21 protein-coding genes and 1 other RNA gene are annotated in these 26,805 nt (G+C 31.1%); 5 read left to right on the top strand and 17 right to left on the bottom strand.

Annotated elements, in window-relative coordinates:
- Positions 1-8: 8 nt before the first annotated feature.
- From ric to nirK, 4 genes are read right to left on the bottom strand one after another with little or no spacing between them, the layout of a single operon-like run.
- Complete coding sequence (gene ric, locus H0I27_RS09605; protein ID WP_218730499.1) at positions 9-731, bottom strand: iron-sulfur cluster repair di-iron protein; 723 nt, start codon at positions 729-731, stop codon at positions 9-11.
- 1 nt (position 732) lies between these two features.
- The gene (locus tag H0I27_RS09610) at positions 733-1,449 is read right to left on the bottom strand and encodes an SCO family protein (RefSeq protein WP_218730500.1); all 717 of its coding nucleotides are present in this window, start codon (positions 1,447-1,449) and stop codon (positions 733-735) included.
- 4 nt (positions 1,450-1,453) lie between these two features.
- On the bottom strand, positions 1,454-2,224 hold the full coding sequence (locus H0I27_RS09615) for a formylglycine-generating enzyme family protein (RefSeq protein WP_254712839.1): 771 nt from the start codon (positions 2,222-2,224) through the stop codon (positions 1,454-1,456).
- 22 nt (positions 2,225-2,246) lie between these two features.
- Entirely contained in the window at positions 2,247-3,698 is a 1,452-nt protein-coding gene (gene nirK, locus H0I27_RS09620; RefSeq protein ID WP_218730502.1) for a copper-containing nitrite reductase, read from the bottom strand.
- A 145-nt stretch (positions 3,699-3,843) separates the two neighbouring features.
- Between nirK and H0I27_RS09625 the strand changes: the two genes are divergently transcribed.
- On the top strand, positions 3,844-4,278 hold the full coding sequence (locus H0I27_RS09625; RefSeq protein WP_218730503.1) for an Rrf2 family transcriptional regulator: 435 nt from the start codon (positions 3,844-3,846) through the stop codon (positions 4,276-4,278).
- A 2-nt stretch (positions 4,279-4,280) separates the two neighbouring features.
- Positions 4,281-5,501, top strand: a complete 1,221-nt coding sequence (locus H0I27_RS09630) for a hypothetical protein (RefSeq protein WP_218730504.1) — start codon at positions 4,281-4,283, stop codon at positions 5,499-5,501.
- On the opposite strand, the gene H0I27_RS09635 is transcribed toward H0I27_RS09630, so the two are convergent.
- A complete protein-coding gene (locus tag H0I27_RS09635) occupies positions 5,470-6,906 on the bottom strand; it encodes an aspartate aminotransferase family protein (protein ID WP_218730505.1) in 1,437 nt (478 codons plus the stop codon). The two genes, H0I27_RS09630 and H0I27_RS09635, sit on opposite strands and share 32 nt — an antisense overlap.
- 269 nt (positions 6,907-7,175) lie before the next feature.
- Between H0I27_RS09635 and H0I27_RS09640 the strand changes: the two genes are divergently transcribed.
- The 3 genes from H0I27_RS09640 (at position 7,176) to H0I27_RS09650 (ending at position 10,795) form a co-directional block, all read left to right on the top strand.
- Positions 7,176-7,889, top strand: coding sequence for a DUF542 domain-containing protein (locus tag H0I27_RS09640; RefSeq protein WP_218730506.1), 714 nt, complete (start codon positions 7,176-7,178; stop codon positions 7,887-7,889).
- A 78-nt stretch (positions 7,890-7,967) separates the two neighbouring features.
- On the top strand, positions 7,968-9,611 hold the full coding sequence (locus H0I27_RS09645) for an OstA-like protein (RefSeq protein WP_254713071.1): 1,644 nt from the start codon (positions 7,968-7,970) through the stop codon (positions 9,609-9,611).
- A gap of 2 nt (positions 9,612-9,613) precedes the next feature.
- Positions 9,614-10,795 (top strand): aspartate aminotransferase family protein, encoded by a 1,182-nt coding sequence (locus H0I27_RS09650; protein ID WP_218730507.1) that lies wholly within the window; start codon positions 9,614-9,616, stop codon positions 10,793-10,795.
- A 119-nt stretch (positions 10,796-10,914) separates the two neighbouring features.
- Here the strand turns inward: H0I27_RS09650 and H0I27_RS09655 are convergent, their stop codons facing one another.
- The 12 genes from H0I27_RS09655 to H0I27_RS09710 all read right to left on the bottom strand — a co-directional run bounded on the left by H0I27_RS09655 (position 10,915) and on the right by H0I27_RS09710 (position 26,632).
- Positions 10,915-11,829, bottom strand: coding sequence for an anti-sigma factor (locus H0I27_RS09655; RefSeq protein WP_218730508.1), 915 nt, complete (start codon positions 11,827-11,829; stop codon positions 10,915-10,917).
- A 75-nt stretch (positions 11,830-11,904) separates the two neighbouring features.
- Positions 11,905-12,576 (bottom strand): Crp/Fnr family transcriptional regulator, encoded by a 672-nt coding sequence (locus H0I27_RS09660; protein WP_218730509.1) that lies wholly within the window; start codon positions 12,574-12,576, stop codon positions 11,905-11,907.
- 63 nt (positions 12,577-12,639) lie between these two features.
- Positions 12,640-13,335 (bottom strand): peptidoglycan DD-metalloendopeptidase family protein, encoded by a 696-nt coding sequence (locus tag H0I27_RS09665; protein ID WP_218730510.1) that lies wholly within the window; start codon positions 13,333-13,335, stop codon positions 12,640-12,642.
- A gap of 64 nt (positions 13,336-13,399) precedes the next feature.
- Positions 13,400-15,667, bottom strand: coding sequence for an aconitate hydratase (locus H0I27_RS09670; protein ID WP_218730511.1), 2,268 nt, complete (start codon positions 15,665-15,667; stop codon positions 13,400-13,402).
- A 525-nt stretch (positions 15,668-16,192) separates the two neighbouring features.
- Positions 16,193-18,970 (bottom strand): bifunctional aconitate hydratase 2/2-methylisocitrate dehydratase, encoded by a 2,778-nt coding sequence (locus tag H0I27_RS09675; RefSeq protein ID WP_218730512.1) that lies wholly within the window; start codon positions 18,968-18,970, stop codon positions 16,193-16,195.
- 234 nt (positions 18,971-19,204) lie between these two features.
- An RNA gene (gene rnpB / locus H0I27_RS09680) (RNase P RNA component class A) lies at positions 19,205-19,507 on the bottom strand.
- A 190-nt stretch (positions 19,508-19,697) separates the two neighbouring features.
- Positions 19,698-20,840 carry a molecular chaperone DnaJ gene (dnaJ, locus tag H0I27_RS09685; protein WP_218730513.1) on the bottom strand — a complete coding sequence of 381 codons (1,143 nt, stop codon included), beginning with the start codon at positions 20,838-20,840 and terminating at the stop codon, positions 19,698-19,700.
- Positions 20,841-20,971: 131 nt separating this feature from the next.
- The gene (locus H0I27_RS09690) at positions 20,972-21,520 is read right to left on the bottom strand and encodes a nucleotide exchange factor GrpE (protein ID WP_218730514.1); all 549 of its coding nucleotides are present in this window, start codon (positions 21,518-21,520) and stop codon (positions 20,972-20,974) included.
- A gap of 91 nt (positions 21,521-21,611) precedes the next feature.
- Entirely contained in the window at positions 21,612-22,160 is a 549-nt protein-coding gene (locus H0I27_RS09695) for an HNH endonuclease (RefSeq protein WP_218730515.1), read from the bottom strand.
- Positions 22,161-22,198: 38 nt separating this feature from the next.
- Positions 22,199-23,509 (bottom strand): UDP-N-acetylglucosamine 1-carboxyvinyltransferase, encoded by a 1,311-nt coding sequence (gene murA, locus H0I27_RS09700; protein ID WP_218730516.1) that lies wholly within the window; start codon positions 23,507-23,509, stop codon positions 22,199-22,201.
- Positions 23,510-23,512: 3 nt separating this feature from the next.
- Positions 23,513-24,169, bottom strand: a complete 657-nt coding sequence (locus tag H0I27_RS09705; RefSeq protein ID WP_218730517.1) for a DUF4290 domain-containing protein — start codon at positions 24,167-24,169, stop codon at positions 23,513-23,515.
- Positions 24,170-24,310: 141 nt separating this feature from the next.
- Positions 24,311-26,632, bottom strand: coding sequence for an ATP-dependent helicase (locus tag H0I27_RS09710; protein WP_218730518.1), 2,322 nt, complete (start codon positions 26,630-26,632; stop codon positions 24,311-24,313).
- Positions 26,633-26,805 lie beyond the last annotated feature (173 nt).

A 26,805-nucleotide genomic window follows, 5' to 3' on the forward strand; every position in this document is an offset into this window, starting at 1 on the left:
AAATATTCTTATTGTTTATTTTTTTTCTCTAAAAGAATGGCTTTAGGAAACAAAATATTATTTTCTAAATGTATATGTTGATGTAAGTCTTGCTCAAACTCATCTAACTTAGCATACAACGCTTTAAACGTATTACAAGCTCCTTCTGGTGGTGTATAATTATTAGAAAGTTGTTTAATTTCTTTTAAGATATCACCTGCACTTTCATGTTCATCTTCCATCATTGCTATTGGATTATTTACGGTTCCAAAATGAGGTTGATTTACTTTTACACCTTCTTTATCTGCGTTTACTAACTTTTTAATAAAAGGGAATAAAATAAGTTCTTCCTTTTTTAAATGAGCCGCTAATTCTTGTGCAACCAAATTAAAAAGTCTGTTAATTTCTATAACTTCTGTATAATGATGCCCATGAACTTTTGCAACTTTAGCTGCATATTGCAATACTATAGGGGTATTTTCTTCTACATAAGCATGATGAATGCTTATAATATGATCTACCAGAAAATCTAGCTTCCAGCTATCATAATTGTAAGCATTTGTACTTGGAGTATTTATTTCTAGTAGTTCTTTTTCCATTTCTTCAAAAGAAACATTGTGTTTTTTACACGCTTTTTCTATACTAATTCCGCCTCCACAACAAAAATCTATACCGTGTTTTTTAAATACATCTGCTGTTTTAATATTATATGTTACTACTTCTGCTACTGTATTATCCTTTGTAATTTTCATTTTAATATGTTTTAATAGTTTCTATAATTTTTGTAATCGTTTCTTTATTATCAACACCTAATCCTTCTTGCTGATGTACTAATTCTCCATTCGGGTTAAAAACACTTATGATGTTAGAATGAGAAAAATCTAAAGGAGAAATTTGTTTGTATTTTACCGCTAGTACATTTGCAAATTCTCTAACACCACTTTCTGTACCTTGTAATAAGGTCCAATTTTTATCTGTTAGAAAATTCTCTTCTGCAAATTCTTTTAACCTCTCTGGCGTATCATTCTCTGGATCTATACTAACCAAAACAAATTCTACACCTTCCTTTAATTCGGATGGAATTTTAGCATCTATATTTCTCATATCAGCTGTTAACCTAGGGCAAGCAGCTTTACAAGTTGTATAAATCATTACCATAACCAAAGTTTTACCTTTTAACTCTTTTAACTGAATTTCAGTACCATTTTGCGTATTCCATTTAGAAGTTAAGTTAAAAATAGACTCATCAGAAATCATGGTAGACAAAACTTTTTTCACTATTTTAGATGTTGGTTTTAAATCCATTTTGCAAACAGGACAAGCGCCTTGTTCTAAATAAACTTTATCTCCTTCGCATTTCATAGGACATTGGTATTCTACCTTACTACTTTCTTTAGAAGTAGATGTATTACAAGAACTTAATGAAGTAACTGTAATAATTAATACTATAAGATATTTAAGTGTTTTCATGTTGCTATTTTTTATCATCTTTTACACATCTAAAACCTAGGTTTTTCATGGTATATTTTGCTTTTAAACTCCCTCTAATTGCATACCTCATAAAAGCAGCATAATTCATTAAATCTGTTGCATTTACAGCTGCGCTTCCACAAAACAGATTACTATCTGTATCTACATCTTTTCTAGATTCACCTGTAATTAATACAGAATTAAAATCTGAAGTCCATTCCCAAACTAAGCCATGTAAGTCAAATACTTGCCAATAATTTTTAAAAGTAGACCCTATAGTTTGATTGAAGGTCTTTGGTTTTTCGTACCAACTTAAAATAAAAGCATTGTACTCTTTTTGTTTTCTAGCATCTGGTATTTTTTTATTTGCCATGGCTACATATTCCCATTCATCTACAGTTGGCAATCTTTTTCCCTGACATTCGCAATATTCTTTTGCTGCAAACCAAGATACTTGAGTAATTGGAGAGTTTTCTTTTTTGTTTTCTCCTAAAAGAGTATCCGATTTCCAATCACGTAAATAGCTTTCATCCGCAAATAATTTTATGACTTTACTTTTCTGCCATTTTGGATACTTTTTTACAAAAGCCACATACTCTTTATTTGTAACCGGATATACATCCATTAAAAAGTTATCTATTTCAACTTTCATAGAATCTCTACCGTATAATGGGATGTAAGCTCCTCCTTTAATTGGTACCATTTTAGATTGACAACTTGCATAAGTTATATTTAGGAGGATGAAACAAATTGTCAATCTTAAAATAGTTTTCATAGAAATTGAATTGAAATTATTATTAATTATTTTTTACATCTTGTACATTCTTAATGGTAACATTGGTTTTATTATTACCCCAAGAATTATATACATAGGTCATAACATCTGCAACTTCCCCTTCCGTTAATGTTTGTCTTGTCATTACACTATTATATTTTTTACCATTAACAGTAATTTCTCCTGTTTTACCATGCAAAACAATACCAATAGCTCTATTAACATCTGCATTTAAATAATCTGATTTTGCCAATGGAGGAAATGCATTTGGTATTCCTTGCCCTTCCGCTTGGTGGCAAGCAAAACAAGTAGTCATATACACTTGTTTACCATCTGCTATTTTTTTAGCTAAAGGTTTTTCTGTAGTAACCGCAACTTCATTTTTATTTTTATCTACTGGCATGGTTTGAATTGTTCCCCCTTCTGGGTGATAAATTCCTTCTTGTTTTACTCCAGAATATAATTTTTTATTTTCTTCACCAGACACTTTCAACATTCCTAATGCTCCTTTATTAAAAGCTCTAAAAATTGCATGATCAACCAAAATAAATGTTCCAGGAACTTCTACTTTAAAATCTACAATTGCTGCACCACCAGCAGGAATAGACGTTGTTTGTACGTTTGTATTAATTAAATCTCCTCCTTCTACATGCACATTATCAAAAATTTCTCCAATAACATGAAAAGATGAAGTTAAGTTTGGACCACCGTTACCAACAAACAAACGAACCGTTTCACCAACATTTGCAGTAATAGCGTTATCACCAGTTAATGATCCAACCTTACCGTTAAAAACAACATAATCTGCATCTTCTTTAATTGCTTTTGTCATATCAAAAGGTTGTAAGCCTTTTTCATCAGTAGCTCCTTTCGTATAAAAATCACCTTGCATAATGTAATATTCCTTGTCTACTTTAGGTAAACCTCCTTCTGGTTCTACCAAAATTAAACCATACATTCCATTTGCAATGTGCATTCCAACTGGTGCTGTAGCACAGTGATACACAAACAAACCAGGATTTAAAGCTTTAAAAGAAAACGTTTTTTCATGTCCTGGAGCTACAAATGATGATTCTGCTCCACCACCAGGGCCCGTCACAGCATGCATATCTATATTATGAGGTAATTTATTGTCTGGATGATTAGATAAAGTAAATTCTATTTCATCTCCTACTCTAGTTCTTATAAAACTTCCAGGCACTGTACCTCCAAAAGTCCAATAAACATATTGTACTCCATCTGTCATGGTTCCTTCTTTTTCTAGAATTTCCATATTTACCAATAATTTTTTTGCTGTTCTATTTCCTATTGGAGCTGGCACAAAAGGTGGAGAAGTCAATTCTGCTTCCATAGTTCCTTTTATATAAATTGTAGAACTATCTGCTTTAGCTAATTCTTGTTTTGGTTCACTTTTACAATTAACTAGTAGTAAACTTCCTGCAAATAGTATGCACACTGCTTTTAATAATTTCATTTTTTTGATTTTTAGGTTTAGTTATAATAAAAGACTCTTTAATCTTTTATTGTGAAGCAAAATTATTAATCTTGATTAAAAAAATAAATGATATTTATCATACTAAAAGATAGTTTTATCTTTATATTTTTACAAAAAAAATAAAATGTTATCAAATTCAAGTAAATATGCCATTAGAGCAGTTCTATATCTTACAGAAAAAGCGAGTGTAGACAATAAAATTGGCTCTAAAAAGGTTGCGAATGATTTAATGATGCCAGCTCCTTTTCTAGCTAAAACTTTACAAGAATTAACTAAAAAAAATATTATAAGCTCTGTAAAAGGTCCTCATGGAGGGTTTTATTTAACACAAGCTAATGAAAAAAACTCCTTATTTGATATTATCGATTGTATTGATGGTGTAGAAAAATTTAATGAATGTTATTTAGGACAATCAGAATGTAGCTCCGAAAATCCTTGCGTTGTTCATCATTTATATGCACCATTTAAAGATAAATTAATTTCTAAATTAAAAAAGAAAACCATCTTAGAAATGTCTATTGAATATGTAAAAAATAATAATATTATAAATACGTTATAATAATGATAAAAGCCAAAACACAAAGTTTTGTGGCACTTTTGTATTTTTTAATAGCTTCTTCTTTAGGTATTCTATTACGTCTTTTTCCTATTATTGATATAAATATTGATTATAAATTTTTTGTACACACCCACTCTCATGTAGCACTTTTGGGTTGGGTATATATTGGATTAACTAGCTTATTATTTTACTTGTATATAAATGAGGATGCTAAAAAAAAATATACAACACTATTTTTGTGCACTCAGATTACAATTGTAGGAATGCTTATTAGTTTCCCAATAACTGGCTATGCTTTATTTTCTATTATTTTTTCTACGTTATTTATAATTTGTTCTTATTGGTTTTTTGCGTTTTTTAGAAAAAATAACCATTTAGAGAAAGACAGTTATGCGTTAAAATTTATAAATACCTCTCTAGTTTTTATGATTATTTCTAGTATTGGCCCTTGGTCATTAGGAATTATTATGAACACTTTAGGTAGTACATCTCATTGGTATAAAAATGCCATTTATTTCTATTTACATTTTCAATATAATGGATGGTTTATATTCTGTTTATTAGGATTATTTTTTTCACTTTTAGAAAAGCATCGCTGCGTTATTTCTAAAAAAAAAGTTGGTTCCTTTTATAAATTGATGCTATGGGGATGCATACTAACTTTACCACTATCTTTTTTATGGATTAAACCACACATAACCCTTTATCTAACAGCTTTATTAGGTGTATTTATCCAACTCTTTGCTTTAAGCTATTTATATCAAATAATAAAGAGCCATAAATTTGTTTTAAAACAGAAAACACCTCGTTTTTTCTTTAATTTAATCAGCTTTGTTTTGGTGTTTTTTACTCTAAAAACTTTAATGCAATCTATAACGGTAATCCCTTATTTTGTAGATTTATCTTATCAAATTAAAGACTTTGTAATAGGGTATTTACACCTCGTTTTTTTAGGGGTAATAAGTTTGAGTATCTTCTTTTTTTTACATCAAAACAAACTATTAAAATTACCCAAAGTTTGGATAAGCATTTACTTAATAGGATTTCTTTTTTCTGAAATTTTAATATTTTATAAAGGTTTTTGCAATTGGCAGCAATTATCTATTATCAATAATTATTATACAATATTAGTACTGATTTCTGTATTGATGCCAATTGGTGTTTTGGGAATATTTATTACCAATATAAAACCTACTTTTTCCAATCTAAAAGAATCTGTTTAGCAAATACTTCACATTGGTCTAAAGTGTCTGTAACATGCTTTAAAGTTGTTTTAGGGTTTATTAAACACATTCTAATAACTACTTGATTTTGTAAAACAGTGGTTACTAAAAAGGCTTCTCTAGAATCTACCACTCTCGTAGAAATTTCTTGGTTTAATGTATCTACTTCTTTTTCTGTTAAATCTTTATTTAATGGGTTATATCTAAAGTTAATAATTGCTAAAGTAGCCGGAGAAACAATTTCCCAGTTTTTACTTTTTCTTAAGATATCTTCAGTTTTATCAGCCAAATCTATATTATAGGTAATGGCTTTCTTAAATGCATTTAAACCATACGTTTTTATAGACATGTAAAACTTTAAAGCTCTAAACCTTCTTGTTAATTGAATCCCGTAATCATAAAAATTAATTTCAGACTCATTCCCTTCAATATCCCTTAAATATTCTGGTTTTTCACTAAATGTATTACTTAACCAAGAGGCATCTTTTACTAGTAGACAACCAATCTCGTACGGTTGAAAAAACCATTTATGAGGATCCACTGTTAAAGAATCTGCACGTTCTATTCCGCGTAAAATTCTACTCCCTTTTTTAGATAAAATTGCAGCAGCACCATAAGCACCATCTATATGAAACCAAAGATTTTCTTTTTCACAGATGTCTGCTAAATCGTCTAAAGGATCTACAGTACCTGTATTGGTAGTACCTGCGGATGCAATAATACAAAATGGTTTTTTACCTTCTAACTGATCCCTTGCTATTTCATTTTTAAGTTTATTCATGCTAAACTTAAATTCAGAATCTGTCGGAATTATTTTAATTTGTTCTTTTTTAAACCCTAAAACCTGAATTGCCTTAATGTTAGAAGAATGTGCTTGGTCAGATAAATAGATAATACCTTTAGAAAAATCATCACCACACTTTATTCTTCTAGCAGTAGTTAAGGCTGTTAAATTAGCCATAGAACCACCACTTGTAAAAATTCCGCCACCTTTAGTAACAGGGAAATGAAACATTTTTAGCAACCAATTTAAAGTTACTATTTCTAACTCTGCAGCTGCAGGGGAAACAATCCATCCACCAGAAAAAATATTAAAACCTGTTGCTAAAGAATCTGCCATAGTACTAATAAAATTACTTGGGCCAGGTACAAAAGAAAAAGATTTCGGATGGGTAGATATATTACTATTTGGTAGCACATTATTCACCACAAAATCTAATACTTCATTTGCATCAGTAGCATCATCTGGAGCTTCACTTAAAAATAATGAGTCCATTTCTTCTCTAGAAGCCTTAATTACTGGCTTTTTATTTTCTTCTTCTTTGTAATGGTCTACTATAATATCTACAATCTTATAACCATAAGATTTCATTTCTTCTTTTGTTAAATAAAAAGGTGATTTCATTTTAAAATAATTTTAGCGCAAATTACATCATCTTAAACTTTTATTGAAGGTAAAAGTTGTTTTATCTCAATAGTAAGTCCAAAAAACTTCATTTTAACGTTATGAATAAATGATTTTTATTCATCATTTAACATGTACTTATCCGAAAATGATATCGTTTTAATACAAATATCTATAATTATGTAAAAAAGTGACAAAAGTCATTTTTTATCCCTAATAATAAGAGCATATTTGTTAAGAATTCAAAGCCTATCATTGTGAAGGATCTAATGAATAAAAGTGTTGCAACAATAGTTATTGAGAACATAAATACTGCCTCCGTTTTTAAAAAATATAAAATAGACTTTAGTATTCATGGAAACATGTTACTTAGTCAGGCTTGTGAAGAAAAAAACACCAATTTAAAACAAATTCTAAAAGATTTGAAAGCGGTAAATGATAAGGTTTACTATTTAAAAGATTATAATTCTTGGAAATTAGATTTTTTAATTGACTTTTTAGTTAACATTCAACATGAATACAAAGAAGAAAATATATTGCTTCTAAAGGAATATGGAGAAAAAGTAGCAGCTATTTATGGAGAAGAATATAAGGAGCTTATAGAAGTTAATCTGTTAATATTAAAAGTTGCAGATAACATTCTTGAACATATGAAAAATGAAGAACGTATTATTTTCCCTTATATTAAGAAGCTTATTGATGCGAATACTAAAAAAATAGTGACTAATACAAGTAACTCTCCCTTAAACATACCTATTGATATCATAGAAGATGATCATGAAAAGGTGAGTAAAACCTTTAAAAAAATAGCTAAATTAACTAATAATTACAAAATTCCAGAAAATGCATGTATTTCATTTAAAGTTTTATACTTAAAACTGCAGCAGTTTGAAGAATTATTAAATAATCATATTCATATAGAGAATAATATATTGTTTCCAAAAGCTAAAAGGTTAGAACAATCTTTAACTATACTTTCATAGATTTATTTCAACTAATTTTTACTTTTCTTTAATACTTAGCCATTATCTTTTCATTATTTTTGCGTAAAATTCATCATCTTGAAAAGAATACTTTTTTTACTTCTTGTTATTTCATCGGCCATTTCTTTTTCGCAAGAAAACAGAAAAATTGAATATTATGCAGAACAGCAAGAAGCTGATGAGGAAAAATATCCTGGAGCAACATTATTAATTGGTAATGTTAAAATGATTCACGACGGAATTATTTTAACAAGTCAACAAGCATTGTACTATAAGGACAAGAACTTCTTTAAAGCTATTGGAAATGTGCTAATTAAACAAGGTGACACCATTACACAAACAAGTAGTTATGCAGATTACGATGCTAATTCTAAGCAGGCAGTTTCTTGGGGAAATGTAGTTTTAAAAGACCCAACAATGACTTTAACTACAGATACATTGCATTTTGACAGACTAAATCAAAAACTGTATTATAAAAGTTACGCTACTATAAAAGACGAAACAAATACCTTAAAAAGTAAAAATGGAAACTTTTATTTAGAAGATAAAAAGTTTACTGCAACTACAAGAGTTACTGTTGTAAACCCAGAAAATCACCTAGAATCTGATCATTTAGATTATTATACCAATTCCGGACTTACCTACTTGTATGGCCCAACTACCATTACAAATACAAAAAATGATAATAGAATTTATTGTGAAAAAGGATTCTATAATACCAAAACAGATGTTTCTCATTTTGTTAAAAATGCAAAACTCTATCTAAAAGAAAGAACTATAGAAGGTGATAGTTTGTATTATGATAAGAGAAAAGGGTTTGCTTCTGCAACGAATAATATTCAGGTAATAGATACGGTTCAAAACTTTATAACCAAAGGAAATTACGCAGAAATATTTGAATTAAAAGATTCGCTGTATATTATTAAAAAAGCTGTTGCCATTTCTATTATTGATAAAGATTCTATGTTTATTCATGGAGATACTCTTTTAGTTACCGGTAAACCTGATAAAAGGGTTGTAAGAACGTATCACAATGTAAAAATTTTTAAATCGGATTTACAAGGAAAATGTGACTCCATACATACAAACCAAGAAACAGGTTTGACAAAAATGTTTAAAAACCCTGTAATTTGGTCAGATCAAAATCAAATTACAGGAGATACAATCCACTTAATATCTAACGTAGAAACCGAAAAATTAGACTCGTTAAAAGTTTTAAACAACTCATTTATTGTCTCTAAAGATTCTGTTTCTAACAAAGACTTTAACCAAATAAAAGGTAGAAATATGTTTGGGAAGTTTAAGGAAAATAAACTGCGCTTGCTTTTGGTAAAAGGTAATGCAGAATCTGTTTATTTTAATAGAAATGAAGAGACAAATGTGTTAGAAACCATTACAAAAGAAATATCTAGTAACATCGAATTCACCTTAGACAGTGGGCAGATTGAAACTATAAAGTATTTAAAAAAATCTGATGGAAATACCTATCCTCCTTCTAAATTACCAGATGATGTTAGAGAGCTAAAAGGTTTTATTTGGCGTGAAGATGAACAACCTAAAAAGATGGAAGACATTTTTATAAAAGACAATAAAGATACAATCCCTACTAAAACAGAAGATAAAGTCGAAAATATTTCTGACCTTCTTAGTCCAAAAAAGAATACGAAAAAGAAAGAAGAAATTAAATTACCTAAGCCAGATATTTCTCCTAAAAAACAATAAGCTTGAAAAAAGATTTTTTTAAATACCAAGCACAAACCACTCCTCACCCACTTGCAATAGAAATTTCTAAGGCAAAAGGAAGTTATATTTACGATACTTCAGGAAAAGCATATTTAGACTTTGTTGCAGGTGTTTCTGCAAATAGTTTAGGTCATAATCACCCTAAAGTTACAGATGCCATAAAAAATCAATTAGATGCGTATGCGCATGTTATGGTTTATGGCGAGTTTATACAACAACCTCAAGTAGCATTGTGTAAAATTTTAGCACAAAATTCTCCAGAGAATTTAAACACTGTTTATATTACAAACTCTGGAACAGAAGCAACAGAAGGTGCTTTAAAATTAGCCAAAAGAGTTACTAATAGAGCAGAAATAATTGCTGCAAAAAACTCTTATCACGGTAATACAATGGGTTCTATGAGCGTTTCTGGGGTAGAAAAACAGAATCAAGCTTTTAGACCTTTAATTCCTGGAACAAGATTTATTGAATTCGATAATGAAAGTGAAATAGATAAGATCACGAATAAAACTGCTGCTGTAATTATAGAAACCATACAAGGTGGTGCTGGTTTTATTGAATCTAAAGATGATTTTTTATCGAAAGTAAAACAACGTTGTTTAGAAGTTGGTGCTTTGTTAATTTTAGATGAAATACAAACAGGAATTGGTAGAACTGGTACATTTTGGGGATTTGAAAACTACAATGTAATTCCGGATATCATAATTACTGGGAAAGGTTTAGGTGGTGGAATGCCAATTGGTGCATTTATTTCCTCATTTGAAAACATGAGTTTGTTAAAAGACAATCCTAAATTAGGTCATATTTCTACTTTTGCTGGTCATCCTGTTATTTCTGCAGCAGCCGTAGCAACTGTAAAAGAAATTACTCAGAATAACTTTATTAAAGAAGTTTTACGAAAAGAAGCGTTAATCAGAGAACATTTAGTACATCCTTCAATTGTAGAAATTAGAGGAAAAGGATTAATGTTAGCCGCTATTTTAGAATCTGCCGAATTAAATTCTAAAGTAATTTTAAAATGTTTAGAAAACGGATTAGTTCTATTCTTTTTATTGTTTGAAGAAAAAGCAATGAGAATTACGCCTCCATTGACCATTTCTGACGAAGAAATAATTAAAGGCTGCAACATCATTTTAAAGACAATTGACGAAGTAACCGAATAGGTGTTTTCTAAATTTATCCAAACTTTTTTTTTATAAACAGAAAAGGGCAATTATATAATATATAATTACCCTTCAAATAAATCAACCATTAACACAATAGTAGATATATTTTTTTTCTGTTATCTTGTTACACTTCCAGATAAAATTGGTAATGGTCCTGTTACCATATTTATTACTGTAAAAGTCATTGCATCTGATGGTACAACATGCGCTAAAGGCTTTAAAGCAAAAGGTGCAGAACTATTATCTGGACTTGGCTCTACTGAAATTACCACTGTTTTTCCTTTTAAATCTGTAGGGAAATCTACACCTGCTGCAGATCCTGTTACAAAATCTTCACCGGGATAACCTGGTCCATTACTAACAGCCCCTTTAAAAGGTGATGTTGCTGCGTTATCGTCTGCTACATCAACTGCAGTAAAAGTACCTGTACTTACTGGAGTTCCATCTATAACAACCCATCCTTCATATTTCCATCCATCAGTTAAAGTTGGTAAACCTAAACCCGCAACAGTAGGATCGTTAGAATTATCTAAAAACCAAATTCCACTTGCATCATTTGTATCGTCATTATCTGTAGGTGTAGCTAAAATATATTTTCCCCATGAAGATCCTAAATCTTTAATTTCTCCACTAGCATCAACAACTATGTTGTCTGAATTTACACTTGCTATATTTCCAGAAAAGTTACCTGCTAAAAGTTTCGTTGCTGCTGGTGCTAAAGCTTCTGCTCCTGTTTCTCCAGCTGGCTCAATAGATAAAACAAACGTTGTTGCTGCTTGTAAATCATCAATACCAACAGTATACGTTTGTGGAAAAGTTACGCTTGTAAATGTACCTGTACTTACCGGACTTCCGTTTACAATTAACCAACCTTCGTAAACGAAATCAGCTCCTAATGCTTCTAAACCTGTAAAGTCTACTGTTAAATCTCCTGTTGTTGGTGCAATGTTGTTGTTGTTGTCATCGTCGCTACAAGCTACAAAAGTAGTTGCAATTGCAAATGCGAATGCTAAATTTAAAATTTTTTTCATCTTATTAATATTTATGTTAATGTTGATGACAAAATTATAAGTTTAACAAGTCTTTAAATGTTAGCTAGCTAACACTTATGCTATTTTTTGAAGTAATCTTATCTCTTTTCTATTGAAACTGATAATGTTTGCTTCCTTTAACTCATTCATTAATACATTTAAATTAGATCTAGAAGTACCAATTAAAGAGGCTATATCTTTTTGTGTATATGGATGGACTATTACTTTATCACCTGTTTTTTCACAATCATGACCAAATTCCTCACAAAGCTCTTTCATAAATTCTAAAAACCTTGTTTTAGAATCCTTAAATAATATTAATTGTAATCGTCTTTCTAATTTCTTAAAACGAAGTCCTAAAAACTTATAAATTTTTAAACTAAAGGTTTTATTATCACGCATTAAATCGTGCATAGTCTCTACTCCTATGGGACAAATTGATGTTGATGCATCTACAGATTGCGCAAATTCATTTCTTATTTCCTCTCCTAAAATGGCTTTTTCTCCAAACAATTCTCCTTTGGTTAAAATGGCTTTAACAACTTCATTTCCCTCTTCTGTATAATACCCTAACTTCACTTTTCCTTTTTCTATGAGATAAACTTTACTTGCAGAGTCTTCTTCAAAGTAGATGTAATCACTTTTTTTATAAGCATCAAAAGAGTGACACTTTTTATATTCTTTAAATTTGTGAGGACAAAGAAGGTTAAATAAGTTTACGTTATCAAAAAACCATAAGTTATTCATAAAAGGAGTTTTAGTTTTGGTTACCTATTGAGTCTATAAACAGCCTAATAGCTTACAAAAAAACTAAATAGCTAATTTTAGTAATAAATTTGGGTTTGGACAATTATTTTTATAAAATGCTATATTTTCTTTGGATGACACTCCAGGATAGTCTCCAAAATTATCTTCTAAATCTCTAATAATTTGAAAGTGTAAATGTGGCGCATACTCTCCGTTTACAGTAGAACTTCCTAAATATCCAATGGTATTTCCTTGTAAAACAGCATCTCCAACTTTTATATTTTCTATGGATGCTAATGACAAATGTCCATATAAAGTATAAAAAACCTCATTTTCTATTTCATGCTTTAAAATAATAGTTGGGCCATAATCTCCAAAATTTTTATTATTTTTAAAACTATGGACTTCCCCATCCAAGACCGCTAATACTTTGGTGTTTTCTTTACACCATAAATCAGTACCTAAATGAATGTTTCTTTTTTCTTTTTCTGATACATTTTTAAAATAATTACTTCTGTCGTAAATATTTCTTTTTTCTAAATAACCTCCAAAAGCTATTTTAGCTTTGTTTTTCTCTAAAAACGATTTTATATATACTTCCCATTCCGATGAAGAAGAGATATCAAAATTTAATAACTCTTTATTTTTGGATGAAATTACTATTGGAAAATAACTTTCTAAAGAAATTGCTGCATCTATTACAGGTAGAGGCTCTTTTGAAATTTTATTTAAAAACTGATTAAATTTTTCTGTATTCATAATTTGAAGTAACAAAAAAACTCTCGAATTTCTCCGAGAGTTTTATATTTAAAACGCTTAAATTTTAAGCATTTTCTTTTTTAATTAAGTTTAAGGCAGAACCTTCATTATACCATTCAATCTGACCTTGATTATAAGTATGGTTTGTAACAATCATATCTTTAGATCCATCTGCATGAACAACTTCTATCGTTAAAGGTTTATCTGGAGCAAATTCATTTAAATCCACAAAGTTAAACGTATCATCTTCTTGAATTAAATCATAATCTGCTTCATTATTAAATGTTAAACCTAACATTCCTTGTTTCTTTAAGTTGGTCTCATGAATTCTAGCAAAAGATTTTACTAAAACAGCAGCAACACCTAAATGTCTAGGCTCCATTGCAGCGTGCTCTCTAGAAGAACCTTCACCATAATTATGATCTCCAACTACAATAGATTTTATACCTGCAGCTTTATAAGCTCTTGCAGTATCTGGTACACCTCCAAACTCACCAGTTAATTGGTTTTTAACAAAATTGGTTTTCATTCCAAACGCGTTTACAGCTCCAATTAAACAGTTGTTAGAAATATTATCTAAATGCCCTCTGTAACGCAACCATGGTCCCGCCATAGAAATATGATCTGTTGTACATTTACCAAATGCTTTTATTAATAATTTTACACCTTCTAATTTGTTTCCTAAAGGTTTAAAAGGTTCTAATAATTGTAATCTGTCAGAATCATCTTTTACTGCAATCTTTACATGACTTCCATCTTTTTCTGGTGCTAAATAACCATCATCTTTTACTTCAAAACCTTTTGGAGGTAATTCCCATCCTGTTGGTTCATCTAACATTACTTCTTCTCCGTTTTCGTTGATTAATTTATCCGTAATCGGATTAAAATCTAAACGACCAGCAATTGCAATAGCTGCTGTTAATTCTGGTGAAGCAACAAAAGCATGCGTATTTGGGTTACCATCTGCACGCTTTGCAAAGTTTCTATTAAAAGAATGAACAATACTATTTTTAGGTGCGTTTTTTGGATCTTCATAACGAGCCCATTGACCAATACATGGTCCACAAGCGTTTGTAAAAATCTTTGCATCTAACTTTTCGAAGATACCAATAATACCATCTCTATCTGCTGTATATCTTACTTTTTCAGATCCAGGGTTAATTCCTAATTCCGATTTTATTTTTAAACCTTTATCCAGCGCTTGTTGTGCAATTGAAGAAGCTCTCGATAAATCTTCGTAAGAAGAGTTTGTACAAGAACCAATTAATCCCCATTCTACTTTTAATGGCCAATCGTTATCATTAGCAGCCTTTGCCATATCTGTTCCTACTTTTGTAGATAAATCTGGCGTAAAAGGTCCGTTTAATAATGGTCCTAATTCTGATAAATTAATTTCTATAACTTGGTCAAAATATTCTTCTGGGTTTGCATACACTTCTGCATCACCTGTTAAATATTCTTTTACTTCGTTAGCAGCATCTGCAACATCACTTCTATCTGTAGCGCGTAAATAACGTTCCATAGATTCATCATACCCAAAAGTAGATGTGGTTGCTCCTATTTCGGCTCCCATATTACAAATGGTACCTTTACCTGTACAAGACATAGAAGTTGCTCCTTCACCAAAATATTCAACAATGGCTCCTGTTCCTCCTTTTGCAGAAACAATACCTGCTACTTTTAAAATAACGTCTTTTGGTGCAGTCCAACCAGATAATTTACCGGTTAATTTCACTCCTATTAATTTAGGAAACTTTAATTCCCAAGCCATACCTGCCATTACATCTACTGCATCTGCACCACCAACACCAATAGCAACCATACCTAAACCACCAGCATTTACTGTGTGAGAATCTGTACCAATCATCATTCCTCCTGGAAATGCATAATTTTCTAAAACTACTTGGTGAATAATTCCTGCTCCGGGTTTCCAAAAACCTAATCCGTATTTATTAGAAACAGATTCTAAAAAGTTAAAAACTTCATTACTGGTATTAAGTGCAGACTGTAAATCCATACTTGCACCGTTTTTAGCTTGAATTAAATGATCACAGTGCGTGGTTGTAGGAACTGCTACTTTACTTTTACCAGCTTGCATAAATTGCAGTAATGCCATTTGCGCAGTTGCATCTTGTAATGCAATTCTGTCTGGTGCAAAATCTACATAGTCTTTACCTCTAACAAAAGCTTTATCTGATGTTTTATCCCATAAATGCGAATACAGAATTTTTTCTGATAAAGTTAAAGGTTTTCCTGTAAGTTTACGAGCAGCATCCACACGTTCTACTACGTTTGAATACACTTTTTTAATCATATTAATATCAAATGCCATAAGATTATATATAATTTAGTTGTTAATATTTATAAGTACACTAAGATACAAAAATATCTACTAGTTTTATAACTGAATTTTGCTAAGAAAAGATTTAATACTGATAGTGAAATAGATAATTTTGATAGAAAATAGTTGCTCGGAATATGCAATTACATAAAAAGATACGAATAGCCTAGGTTAGGGATTGAAGTGGAAATCCTTTTTGAGAAGTATGAACAAAAAGATTGTAATAGAAAGCCCGACCTCGCCTCTTTTGGCGAGGGAACCCCAAACTCTAATCTAAGTTTTATCTAAAGTAAATCTTATAAATGCTTAAAAATCATTTTGACTTTAGATTATTATAATCAACCTGTAAGTTTTATTCTAATTATGTGTATTGATATTAAAAGCATAATAGCTATTTTGATCTACAATCTATTTAAAACTTTGCAAATTCATTTCAACTTATTTCTTTTATAAGAAGAACAAAAAAAGCCTGAGTTTAAAACCCAGGCTTTTTAATATATAATTAGAAACTTAAAACTATCTCACTAATTGTTTTTGAGATGGTTTAAACTTCGTTAAAACAATTCCGTCTACTGCTGCTTCATATTCAGCCATAGTTGGTGTTCTACCTAAAATTGTAGACAATACAACTACTGGTGTAGAAGATAATAAAGATTCACCTTTTTTCTCTCCAGAATCTTTTACAACTCTTCCTTGGAATAAACGTGTAGATGTTGCCATTACTGTATCTCCTGGTGCTGCTTTTTCTTGGTTACCCATACATAAGTTACAACCTGGACGCTCTAAGTATAACATGTTTTCGTATCCTGTACGTGCTACTCCTTTTGGTGCGTTATCATCGAATTCGAAACCAGAATATTTTACTAAAACATCCCAATCTCCTTCTGCTTTTAACTCATCAACAATATTGTAAGTTGGTGGTGCAACTACTAAAGGTGCTTTAAATTCAACTTTACCATATTGAGCCTCCACATTCTTTAACATTTGAGCTAATATTTTCATATCACCTTTGTGAACCATACAAGAACCTACGAAACCTAAATCTACTTTTTTAGTACCTCCGTAGTAAGATAATGGTCTGATGTTATCATGTGTATAACGTTTAGAAACGTCATCATTATTTACATCTGGATCTGCAATCATTGGTTCTGCGATTTCATCTAAATCGATAACAACTTCTGCATGATACTTCGCATTTGCATCTGGTCTTAAAGAAGGTTTAATACCTGTTTTAAGTTCTACAATTCTATTTTCTGCTTTTTCTACTAAACCTTTAAGAACTTGACCTGCATTGTCCATTCCTTTATCAATCATGATTTGGATACGACCTTTTGCAATCTCTAAAGACTCAATTAAAGTATCATCTTCAGAAATACAGATAGAAGCTTTTGCTTTCATCTCTGCAGTCCAATCTGTAAATGTAAATGCTTCATCTGAAGTCAATGTACCAATATGAACCTCAATGATTCTTCCTTGAAATACGTTTTCTCCACCAAATTGCTTAAGCATTTGAGCTTGTGTAGCGTGTACAACATCACGGAAATCCATATAAGATTTCATTTGCCCTTTAAAAGTAACTTTTACTGATTCTGGAATTGGCATTGAAGCCTCACCTGTAGCTAATGCTAAGGCAACCGTTCCTGAATCTGCACCAAAAGCAACACCTTTAGACATACGTGTGTGAGAATCTCCACCAATAATAATATCCCAATCTCCTACTGTAAGATCGTTTAACACTTTATGAATAACATCCGTCATTGGAAAATATTTCCCTTTAGGATCACGACCAGTAATTAAACCAAAATCGTTCATAAACTTCATTAACCTTGGTATGTTCGCTTTAGATTTATCATCCCAAACAGATGCTGTGTGACAACCAGATTGGTAAGCTCCATCTACAATTGGAGAAATCACTGTTGCAGCCATCATTTCTAATTCTTGAGAAGTCATTAAACCTGTAGTATCTTGAGAACCTACAATATTTACTTCTACACGAACATCAGAACCTGCATGTAAAACTGCTCCTGGTGTTGTTCCAACAGCATTTTTATTGAATATTTTTTCAACTGCTGTTAAACCTTGTCCTTCAATAGAAATTTCTTTTGATGGTGCATAAACAGGCACTACATCTATACCTAATACTTTAGAAGCAAAGGTTTGTAATTTTTTACCAAAAACAACAGCATAAGAACCACCTGCTTTCATAAACTCCATTTTTTGTGGTGTAAATGCTGCAGAAATATCTTTTAATTCTGTATCTCCGTTATATAATTTTTTTTCTTTTGTATTAATTGTAAGGACAGTACCTGTTGCAACAGAATACTCTTCTTTTAAAACAGGGTCTCCGTTTTCATCACGAATAGTATTTCCTCCTACATCTTTTTGTTGTATCCAGTTTTTAAGGTCTAAACCAATACCACCAGTTACACCAACAGTTGTTAAGAAAATTGGAGAAATTCCGTTTGTTCCAGCAATTACCGGAGCAATATTTATAAATGGCACATATGGGCTAGATTTAATACCTGTCCATAAAGCAACATTATTTACACCAGACATTCTAGAAGAACCAACTCCCATTGTTCCTTTTTCAGCAATTAACATCACTCTTTTGTCTGGATGCTGTGCTTGTACTGCTTTTAATTCTGCTTGTTGTTCTTTATTATGCTCAAATAAACACTGACCGTGTAATTCTCTATCTGAACGAGAGTGTGCATCACCACCTGGAGATAATAAATCTGTAGAAATATCACCAACTCCTGCGATAAACGTAACAACATCTATTTTTTCTTCTATTTCTGGTAATTTTGTAAAAAAATCTGCATTTGCGTAACTTTTAATAAGATCAATTGCAATTTTATTACCACTATTAAACGCCTCTTCTAAACGAGCTGTATCTGCTTCGTAAAGAAAAACTTGTGTTTTTAATACGTCTGCTGCTTGTTTTGCAACGTCAGCATCTGATCCTAATGCTAAATCTAATAGCACTTTTACAGATGGCCCACCTTTCATGTGTGATAATTGCTCAAAAGCAGAAGAAGTTGTAATTTCTTTTACGATTGATTCACCTAAAATAATTTCTTTTAAAAATTTAGCTTTTACTACAGCAGCACTTGTAGTTCCTGGTAAAACATTATATATAAAAAAGTTCAAAGATTCTTCTCTGTACTCGTTTTCTAAATCTTTAATTTGTTCAATGATTTTGCTTAGTAATTCTGCACCATCAATTGGTTGTGGATGAAGACCCTGTTCTTTACGTTCTTCTATCTGCTTAAGGTAGTCTTTATAAATACTCATGAAAGAAATCTTTAGTTACTGTAGGCCTTTTTAATTCTTATAAACGAAAAGACAAACTGTAAAATTATTTATTTATTTTAGTATGACAAACTTACATTTTTTATATTAAAATTAAAAGATAAATAATAGATTGCGTGAATTAATGAATAAAAAAAAGTTATTCGATAAAACACTGATTTTAAATCAACAAAAAGGATTCTTTCTTGATTTATTTTGAAGTTTTAATAATTATATAGAAAATGCAGACTAATAAGCCGAATCCTGTTCCTTAAAAAGGCTCTTATCATTTATCTAGAGTTACAATTACTCGTAACTTCTATCTGCCTACCCTTTAGAATCGAGCGAGTAGCTCTCAAGCTCTAATTTACATGGCATTGCACCTCATAGAGTTTACCTGGTTTCACTACAGCCTAACTGTACATTCTTTCTGTTGCACTGGTCCTCAGCTCTCGCTGGACGGATGTTATCCGCTATGATACTCTTTGGTGTCCGGACTTTCCTACTTGCATACACAAGTCGATAAGATAAGTCTGCAATTTCTATATTATGTTATAATTTTATCTTTAGTCATAAAAAAAACCCACTCATAAATGAGTGGGAAAAATTGCTATGAAAAAGAAAAAGTGTTGCCGATAAAATCGGCAACACTGCAAATGTACATTAAATATTGTAAATAAAATACAACTTATATTAAAAAGATACTTATTAATTTGAAATTAACATTTCGTTAAGAAAACATGTCTTTTACCTTTTCAAAAAATGACTTATCTGATTTATTTGGACTAGGTCTAAAATTCTCGTTGTCAGACATTTTATCAAAGAATTGTTTTTGTTCTTTATTCAACTCTTGTGGTGTCCAAACATTAATATGTATTAAGAAATCTCCAGTACCATATCTTTCTATACTTGGTAAACCTTTTCCTTTTAATCTTAAAATTTTACCAGATTGTGTACCAGCATCAATTTTAATTTTTACTTTACCTGTAACTGTATCAACTTCTTTGCTTGTTCCTAAAACAGCTTCAGAGAAATTTACATATAAATCATAATGAATATTGGTTCCTTCTCTCTTTAAAACATCATGAGGAACTTCTTCAATTAATACTAATAAATCTCCAGCAACAGAATTTTTACCAGGAGCTTCATTCCCTTTTCCTCCTACTTTTAATTGTACCCCTTCTGTAACTCCTGCAGGAATATTAATTGGTACAGTTTCTTCTTTTATAATTAAACCTTGTGCATCTGCTTCACTTGGTTTTGTACTAATTATTTCTCCAGCACCAGAACAAGTACCACAAGTAGTTGCAGTTTGCATTCTACCTAAAATTGTATTGGTAACTCGCATTTGTTGTCCAGATCCATTACACGTAGTACAGGTTTTATAAGTTACTCCCTCTGCTTGTACTTTACGTCTTACCTTTACTTTCTTTTCTACTCCTTTAGCTATTTCTTCTAAAGTAAGTCTTACACGAATTCGCATATTACTTCCTTTTACTCTAGCTTGTCGTTGGCCTCCGCCACCTCCAAAACCACCAAAGCCACCTCCGAAGCCACCGCCTCCGCCGCCAAAGATATCACCAAACTGACTAAATATGTCATCCATATTCATGCCGCCTCCACCGAAACCACCGCCACCTTGTGGACCTTCAAAACCTGCGTGACCGTATTGATCATAACGAGCTTTTTTGTTTTCGTCACTTAAAATTTCATAAGCTTCTGCAGCTTTCTTAAAATTTTCTTCAGCAGTTTTATCATCCGGGTTTTTATCAGGATGATATTTGATCGCCATTTTTCTATACCCTTTCTTTATTTCTGCTTGAGTAGCAGATTTTGAGAGACCTAATATTTCGTAAAAATCTTGTTTTGCCATTTTTTATTTTTAATTTTCAGTATTTCACAACAATTTTTCAGCTCTCACTGCTCACTGTCATTAATACTTCTTTAGTTTACAACATTAGTTTTGCATATGTTGCTCACTGTTATTGTAAACTGAATACTTTTTTACTGTCCGATAACTACTTTAGGGTAACGAATAATTTTGTCGCCTAATTTGTATCCTTTTTCAACACAGTCAATTACTTTTCCTTTTAAATCTTCTGATTGAGCAGGAATTTGTGTAATTGCTTCATGAATTTCAGCATCAAAAACATCACCAGCTTTAGTTTCCACTGTAGACAATCCTTTTAATTCTAAAGTGTTAAATAATTTTTGATAAATTAACAACACTCCTTTTCTTAATTCTTCTGCCTCTTTATCATCTTCAATATGTGACAGCGCACGTTCAAAATCATCAATAATTGGCAGTAAAGATGTCATTAAATCTTGTCCAGCAGTTTTAAATAATTCTATTCTTTCTCTGGAAGTTCTCTTTTTATAGTTTTCGAACTCAGCAAACAAACGTAAAAACTTATCTTTTTCAGTTTGAAGTAACTCTTCTGTTGTAGGTTCTTCTTTTACAACTTCAGCCTCAACCTCTTGATTTTCTTCAACTTGAACAGTTTCTTGTTCGTTCTTTATTTCTTCTTCTTGGGTGTTATCTTTCTTACTCATTATCTTTGTAATCGTTAAAATGTCTACTATTAAAAGGCAAAAACGTTGCCAACAAAAAAATAGTGTCAGATTGACACTATTTTTAACCTCTTTATATTTTAACATGGCTCCAATTTTCTCCAGATTTAATTCTATGAATTTGCATATCTGAAACTCCAAATCGTTTGGCAATCATTGTGATTCTAGTTCTTTTATTTTTAAGTTGCCTTTTTATGATTTTTACTTTTCCTTCTGTAAGCTTATAACTAGTTTTTTTATTTTTAATAGCTTCTATATACACAGGGTTTTTAAATTGATGCAACTCTTTCTCTCTTTTAGTTGCCCACTTTAAATTCTCTACAGTATTATCTGTTTTGTCATAATTTTTATGTAAAACATAAATTTGATCTTCGTTTTCTTTTTCTAAAAAATGCTCTGCCACCAACTTATGTACATATCTACTTGTAGATTTGTTATTAGCAACTTGCTTTACATAAATAGTTTCATATCCATTTATAAAACTCTTATTTCTTAAAAACTCTTTATCTTCTTTAAAATAAAGCACTCTTCCTAAATTAGAAATCTTAAATTTTTTTACATCAGAAATTTTCTCATCAAATTTAATATGCCTCCATTCTTCTTTCCACAAACTTCTTATCATGATCTAAAAGTATTTTTAAATTAATAAAAAACTTTTTCTTATTCAGCAATTCTTTCAATTTTAGCACCAATAGATTTTAAACGAGCTTCAATATTCTCGTAACCTCTATCTATTTGTTCTATATTATTTATTATGGATGTTCCTCTAGCAGATAAAGCAGCTATTAATAAGGAGATACCTGCTCTAATATCTGGCGATGTCATTTTGGTTGCTTTTAATGAGCTCTCAAAATTCATACCAATTACAGTGGCTCTATGTGGGTCGCACAAAATTACTTTCGCCCCCATGTCAATCAATTTATCAACAAAAAACAAACGGCTTTCAAACATTTTTTGATGTATTAAAACAGTTCCCTTTGCTTGTGTTGCAATTACCAAAACAATACTCAATAAATCTGGTGTAAACCCAGGCCAAGGAGCATCTGCAACGGTTAAAACAGAACCATCTATAAAATTCTGTATTTCATACGATTCTTGTTCAGGAATGTAAATATCATCTCCTTTTCTCTCTAATATAATCCCTAATTTTCTAAACACATTAGGTATTTGTCCTAAGTTGTCCCAACTAACATCTTTAATGGTTAATTCAGATCTTGTCATTACTGCAACACCAATCCAAGAACCAATTTCAATCATATCTGGTAAAACTCTGTGCTCACAACCACCAAGAGCATCTACTCCTTCTATGATTAATAAGTTAGAGCCAACTCCTGAGATATTAGCTCCCATAGAATTCAACATTTTACATAATTGTTGAATATAAGGTTCACAAGCTGCGTTATAAATTTTTGTAGTTCCTGTAGCTAAAACAGACGCCATTAAAATATTAGCGGTTCCTGTTACAGATGCTTCATCTAATAACATATCTACACCAAACAATTCTTCTGCTTCTACGCCGTAAAAATGCTCTTCTTTATTATAACGGAATTTTGCGCCTAATCTTATAAATCCTTCAAAATGGGTGTCTAAACGTCTACGACCAATTTTATCTCCTCCCGGTCTTGGAATATATCCTCTACCAAAACGAGCTAAAAGTGGACCAACTATCATAATAGAACCACGTAAAGAACTTCCGTCTCTTTTAAAATCTGCAGATTCTAAATACTCTAAATTGATTTCATCCGCTTGAAAAGCGTAAGAATTTCTACTTAATTTTTCTATTTTTACACCTAATTCTCCAAGAATAAAAATTAGTTTGTTGACATCAATAATATCTGGAACATTATTTACAACAACTTTTTCTGGTGTTAATAAAACAGCACAGAGTATTTGTAAAACTTCGTTTTTTGCTCCTTGTGGAGTAATGGTTCCGCTTAATTTATGACCGCCTTCAATTTTAAATGATGCCATGTACTAATATCTTTTTCTATTTTTATTTTGATTGCTATGTTGTGGTTTCTTGTAAGTACCTTTACTTGTACTTTGCCCTTGTGTACGTGGCTTTCTTAACAAGTTTTTACTTTCAGAAAGTTCTTCTTCTGTATTTCTTAAATCTAATTTACCATCAGATAAATCGAATAAATGTTTAAAAATTACAGCATCATCTACAGTGTCTTTATTCCAATTTAAATAACACTTTTTCATGTGATTTGCAATTGTAAATACCAAAGCTTCTTTTTTCTCTCCTTCTTCCCAACTTAAAGCAATATCTATCATTGTTTGAATATTGTTACCATAATAACGATATCTAGAGGCTGATTTTGGGTACGCTAATCCTTCTGGCTTTTCTTGTAATTCTTCTTTAGATGGCTGAGGATATGGAGACTCTACATCTAATTTAAAATCTGCCATGATGTATAACTGGTCCCAAAGTTTGTGTTTAAAATCTGGTACATCACGTAAATGTGGTTGTAAATTTCCCATAACATCTACAATAGCTTTTGCCATTTTATCGCGTTCATCTTTAGTTTCTAAAGCCAAACAATGGTCTACTAATTTTTGTATATGTCTGCCGTATTCTGGTATTATCATTAACGGTCTTTCTGAATTGTATTCTAAATCGAATGTCATTTTTATATTTTTGAGAAGTGTTCTCGATACATTTTCCTTTATCATTTTAACCAAAAGAAAACACTAGAACTGAAAAATTATAGTTTGTAGTTATTTAACGTTGCAAAATAACAATTTATTTTTAGTTTTATGGATTGATTTTTAACCAATCACTTTTAATTTGGCAAATTGAAGTAATAATTTCTTTTTACCAACAGTACCAAATTTAATTTCTGCCTTTTTATTTGGTCCATTTCCTTCTAATCCAATTACCTCTCCTGTTCCAAATCTATTGTGTTCTACAAAATTACCCACAACAATATTACCATCAAATAAATTGGGTTTTGAGGTTGCTTGAGATACCTTTTTTAGGTTTTTAGGAATAATAATCTCTTTTTTCTTCACCAAATCACGTTCCATTTTTTTACGCTGAATCGGTTTTTGAAAACGAATTCCTTTTGGAGCATCATCAAAAATACTTTTATCAACAAAGTTATTGATTGCTGGATTGGTACTTTTTGGAGTGATGTAATTTAGATACTGATCATCTATTTCCTCTAAAAATCTACTAGGTTCTGCATCTACCAATTTCCCCCATCTGTAACGGGTTTGCGCATAACTTAAATAAGCTACTTTTTCTGCCCTTGTTATAGCTACGTAAAACAACCTGCGCTCTTCCTCTAATTCACTTCGCGTATTCATACTCATTGCAGAGGGAAATAAAGATTCCTCTAATCCAACAACATACACATACATATACTCCAATCCTTTAGACTGGTGGATAGTCATTAAAGAAACAGATGGTTTGTCATCTTCTTTTTTAGCATCAAAATCTGTTGCCAACGCCACATCTTCTAAAAAAGTAGTTAAAGAAGTATCGCCTCCTTCTTCAATTTTATCGGTAATAAAATCTTTAATTCCGTTTAAAAGTTCTTGAACGTTTTCTACTTTACTAACTGCTTCTGGCGTTCCGTCTTTTTCTAAATCTTTTATTAATTGTGCCTTTTTTACAACAGTTTCCGCAATTTCGAATGCATTTTTTGTTTGCGATTCTACTTGCAAACTTTGCATCATCGTCATAAAATTACGAAGCTTATTTTTAGTACCCGTATTTATTTTTAAATCTATTTTGTCAATATATTTAATAATATCGAAAATAGATTTTTTATAATGATTTGCAGCTATTGTTAACCTATCTATGGTTGTTGCACCAATTCCTCTTGCTGGATAATTGATAATTCTTTTTAACGCTTCTTCATCATTTGGGTTGATTAAAATACGTAAATAAGACAAGATGTCTTTAATTTCTTTCCTTTGATAAAAAGAGATTCCTCCGTAAATTTTGTAATCAATTCCTTTTTTGCGCAACGCATCTTCAATAGCTCTAGATTGTGAGTTTGTTCTATACAAAACACAAAAATCATCTGGAGTTAATTGATGGTTCATTTGGTTCTCCCAAATGGATTGTGCCACAAAACGGCCCTCTTCTCCGTCGGAAATAGTACGCATTACATTTATAGCTTCTCCAGGATCATTAGAGGTCCAAACTTCTTTATCTAATTTTGTTTTATTGTTTTCGATAACAGAATTTGCAGCGTTTACAATATTACTTGTAGAACGGTAATTTTGCTCTAATTTAAAGGTTTTTACATCCGGATAATCTTTCTGAAAATTTAATATATTCTGAATATTTGCTCCCCTAAAACTATAAATACTCTGAGAATCGTCTCCAACCACACAAATATTCCCGAATTTGTCAGCCAAAGCTCTCACAATAATATATTGAGAATGGTTTGTATCCTGATACTCATCTACCATTATATATCTAAAACGATCTTGGTATTTTGCCAAAGTTTCTGGAAAACGAGCCAATAACTCATTGGTTCTTAACAACAAATCATCAAAATCCATTGCACCAGCCTTAAAACATCGGTCTACATAGGCTCTATAGATATTACCAACTTCTGGTCTACTTGCATGTAAATCTGCTTCTTGTAATTCTGGGTTATTAAAATAGGCTTTAACCGTAATTAAACTATTCTTAAAGGAAGAAATTCGACCTAAAATCTGTTTGGGTTTGTATTGTTCTCTATTTAAATTCTTCTCTTTAATAATTGCTGATATTAAACGAACAGAATCTTGAGAATCGTAAATTGTAAAATTAGTTGGAAACCCCAATTTGTCTGCTTCGGTACGCAAAATTCTAGCAAAAACGGAGTGAAAAGTTCCCATCCATAGGTTTCTAGATTCACTATGACCTACAACACCGGCAATTCTAGCCTTCATTTCTTTGGCTGCCTTGTTGGTAAATGTAAGTGATAAAATGTTAAAAGAATCTACGCCTTGCTTCATTAAATGCGCAATTCTATAGGTTAATACACGTGTTTTACCAGAACCCGCACCAGCAATAATAATCATGGGTCCGTCTTTCTGTAAGACAGCCTGTCTCTGTGGTTCGTTTAAAGAATCTAAATATGTGCTCAATGGTTTATTTTAAAGGAATTTGAAAGCGTGAAATTAACCAAACTATTCGTTTCTATAAAAGAAGATGAATACTATTTATTCACAATTTTTACATAAGAAAACCTAAACATATCTGCTTAAGAGCAGATAAACACAAATATCTGCCTATAGACAGATAATTTAAAATATCTGCT

The organism is Polaribacter sp. HaHaR_3_91 (assembly GCF_019278525.1).
GTDB lineage: Bacteria > Bacteroidota > Bacteroidia > Flavobacteriales > Flavobacteriaceae > Polaribacter.

Coding starts and splice junctions, on each gene's coding strand:
- ric (WP_218730499.1), bottom strand. CDS start 731: ATGAAAATTACAAAGGATAATACAGTAGCAGAAGTAGTAACATATAAT.
- H0I27_RS09610 (WP_218730500.1), bottom strand. CDS start 1,449: ATGAAAACACTTAAATATCTTATAGTATTAATTATTACAGTTACTTCA.
- H0I27_RS09615 (WP_254712839.1), bottom strand. CDS start 2,224: ATGAAAACTATTTTAAGATTGACAATTTGTTTCATCCTCCTAAATATA.
- nirK (WP_218730502.1), bottom strand. CDS start 3,698: ATGAAATTATTAAAAGCAGTGTGCATACTATTTGCAGGAAGTTTACTA.
- H0I27_RS09625 (WP_218730503.1), top strand. CDS start 3,844: ATGTTATCAAATTCAAGTAAATATGCCATTAGAGCAGTTCTATATCTT.
- H0I27_RS09630 (WP_218730504.1), top strand. CDS start 4,281: ATGATAAAAGCCAAAACACAAAGTTTTGTGGCACTTTTGTATTTTTTA.
- H0I27_RS09635 (WP_218730505.1), bottom strand. CDS start 6,906: ATGAAATCACCTTTTTATTTAACAAAAGAAGAAATGAAATCTTATGGT.
- H0I27_RS09640 (WP_218730506.1), top strand. CDS start 7,176: ATGAATAAAAGTGTTGCAACAATAGTTATTGAGAACATAAATACTGCC.
- H0I27_RS09655 (WP_218730508.1), bottom strand. CDS start 11,829: ATGAAAAAAATTTTAAATTTAGCATTCGCATTTGCAATTGCAACTACT.
- H0I27_RS09660 (WP_218730509.1), bottom strand. CDS start 12,576: ATGAATAACTTATGGTTTTTTGATAACGTAAACTTATTTAACCTTCTT.
- H0I27_RS09665 (WP_218730510.1), bottom strand. CDS start 13,335: ATGAATACAGAAAAATTTAATCAGTTTTTAAATAAAATTTCAAAAGAG.
- H0I27_RS09670 (WP_218730511.1), bottom strand. CDS start 15,667: ATGGCATTTGATATTAATATGATTAAAAAAGTGTATTCAAACGTAGTA.
- H0I27_RS09675 (WP_218730512.1), bottom strand. CDS start 18,970: ATGAGTATTTATAAAGACTACCTTAAGCAGATAGAAGAACGTAAAGAA.
- dnaJ (WP_218730513.1), bottom strand. CDS start 20,840: ATGGCAAAACAAGATTTTTACGAAATATTAGGTCTCTCAAAATCTGCT.
- H0I27_RS09690 (WP_218730514.1), bottom strand. CDS start 21,520: ATGAGTAAGAAAGATAACACCCAAGAAGAAGAAATAAAGAACGAACAA.
- H0I27_RS09695 (WP_218730515.1), bottom strand. CDS start 22,160: ATGATAAGAAGTTTGTGGAAAGAAGAATGGAGGCATATTAAATTTGAT.
- murA (WP_218730516.1), bottom strand. CDS start 23,509: ATGGCATCATTTAAAATTGAAGGCGGTCATAAATTAAGCGGAACCATT.
- H0I27_RS09705 (WP_218730517.1), bottom strand. CDS start 24,169: ATGACATTCGATTTAGAATACAATTCAGAAAGACCGTTAATGATAATA.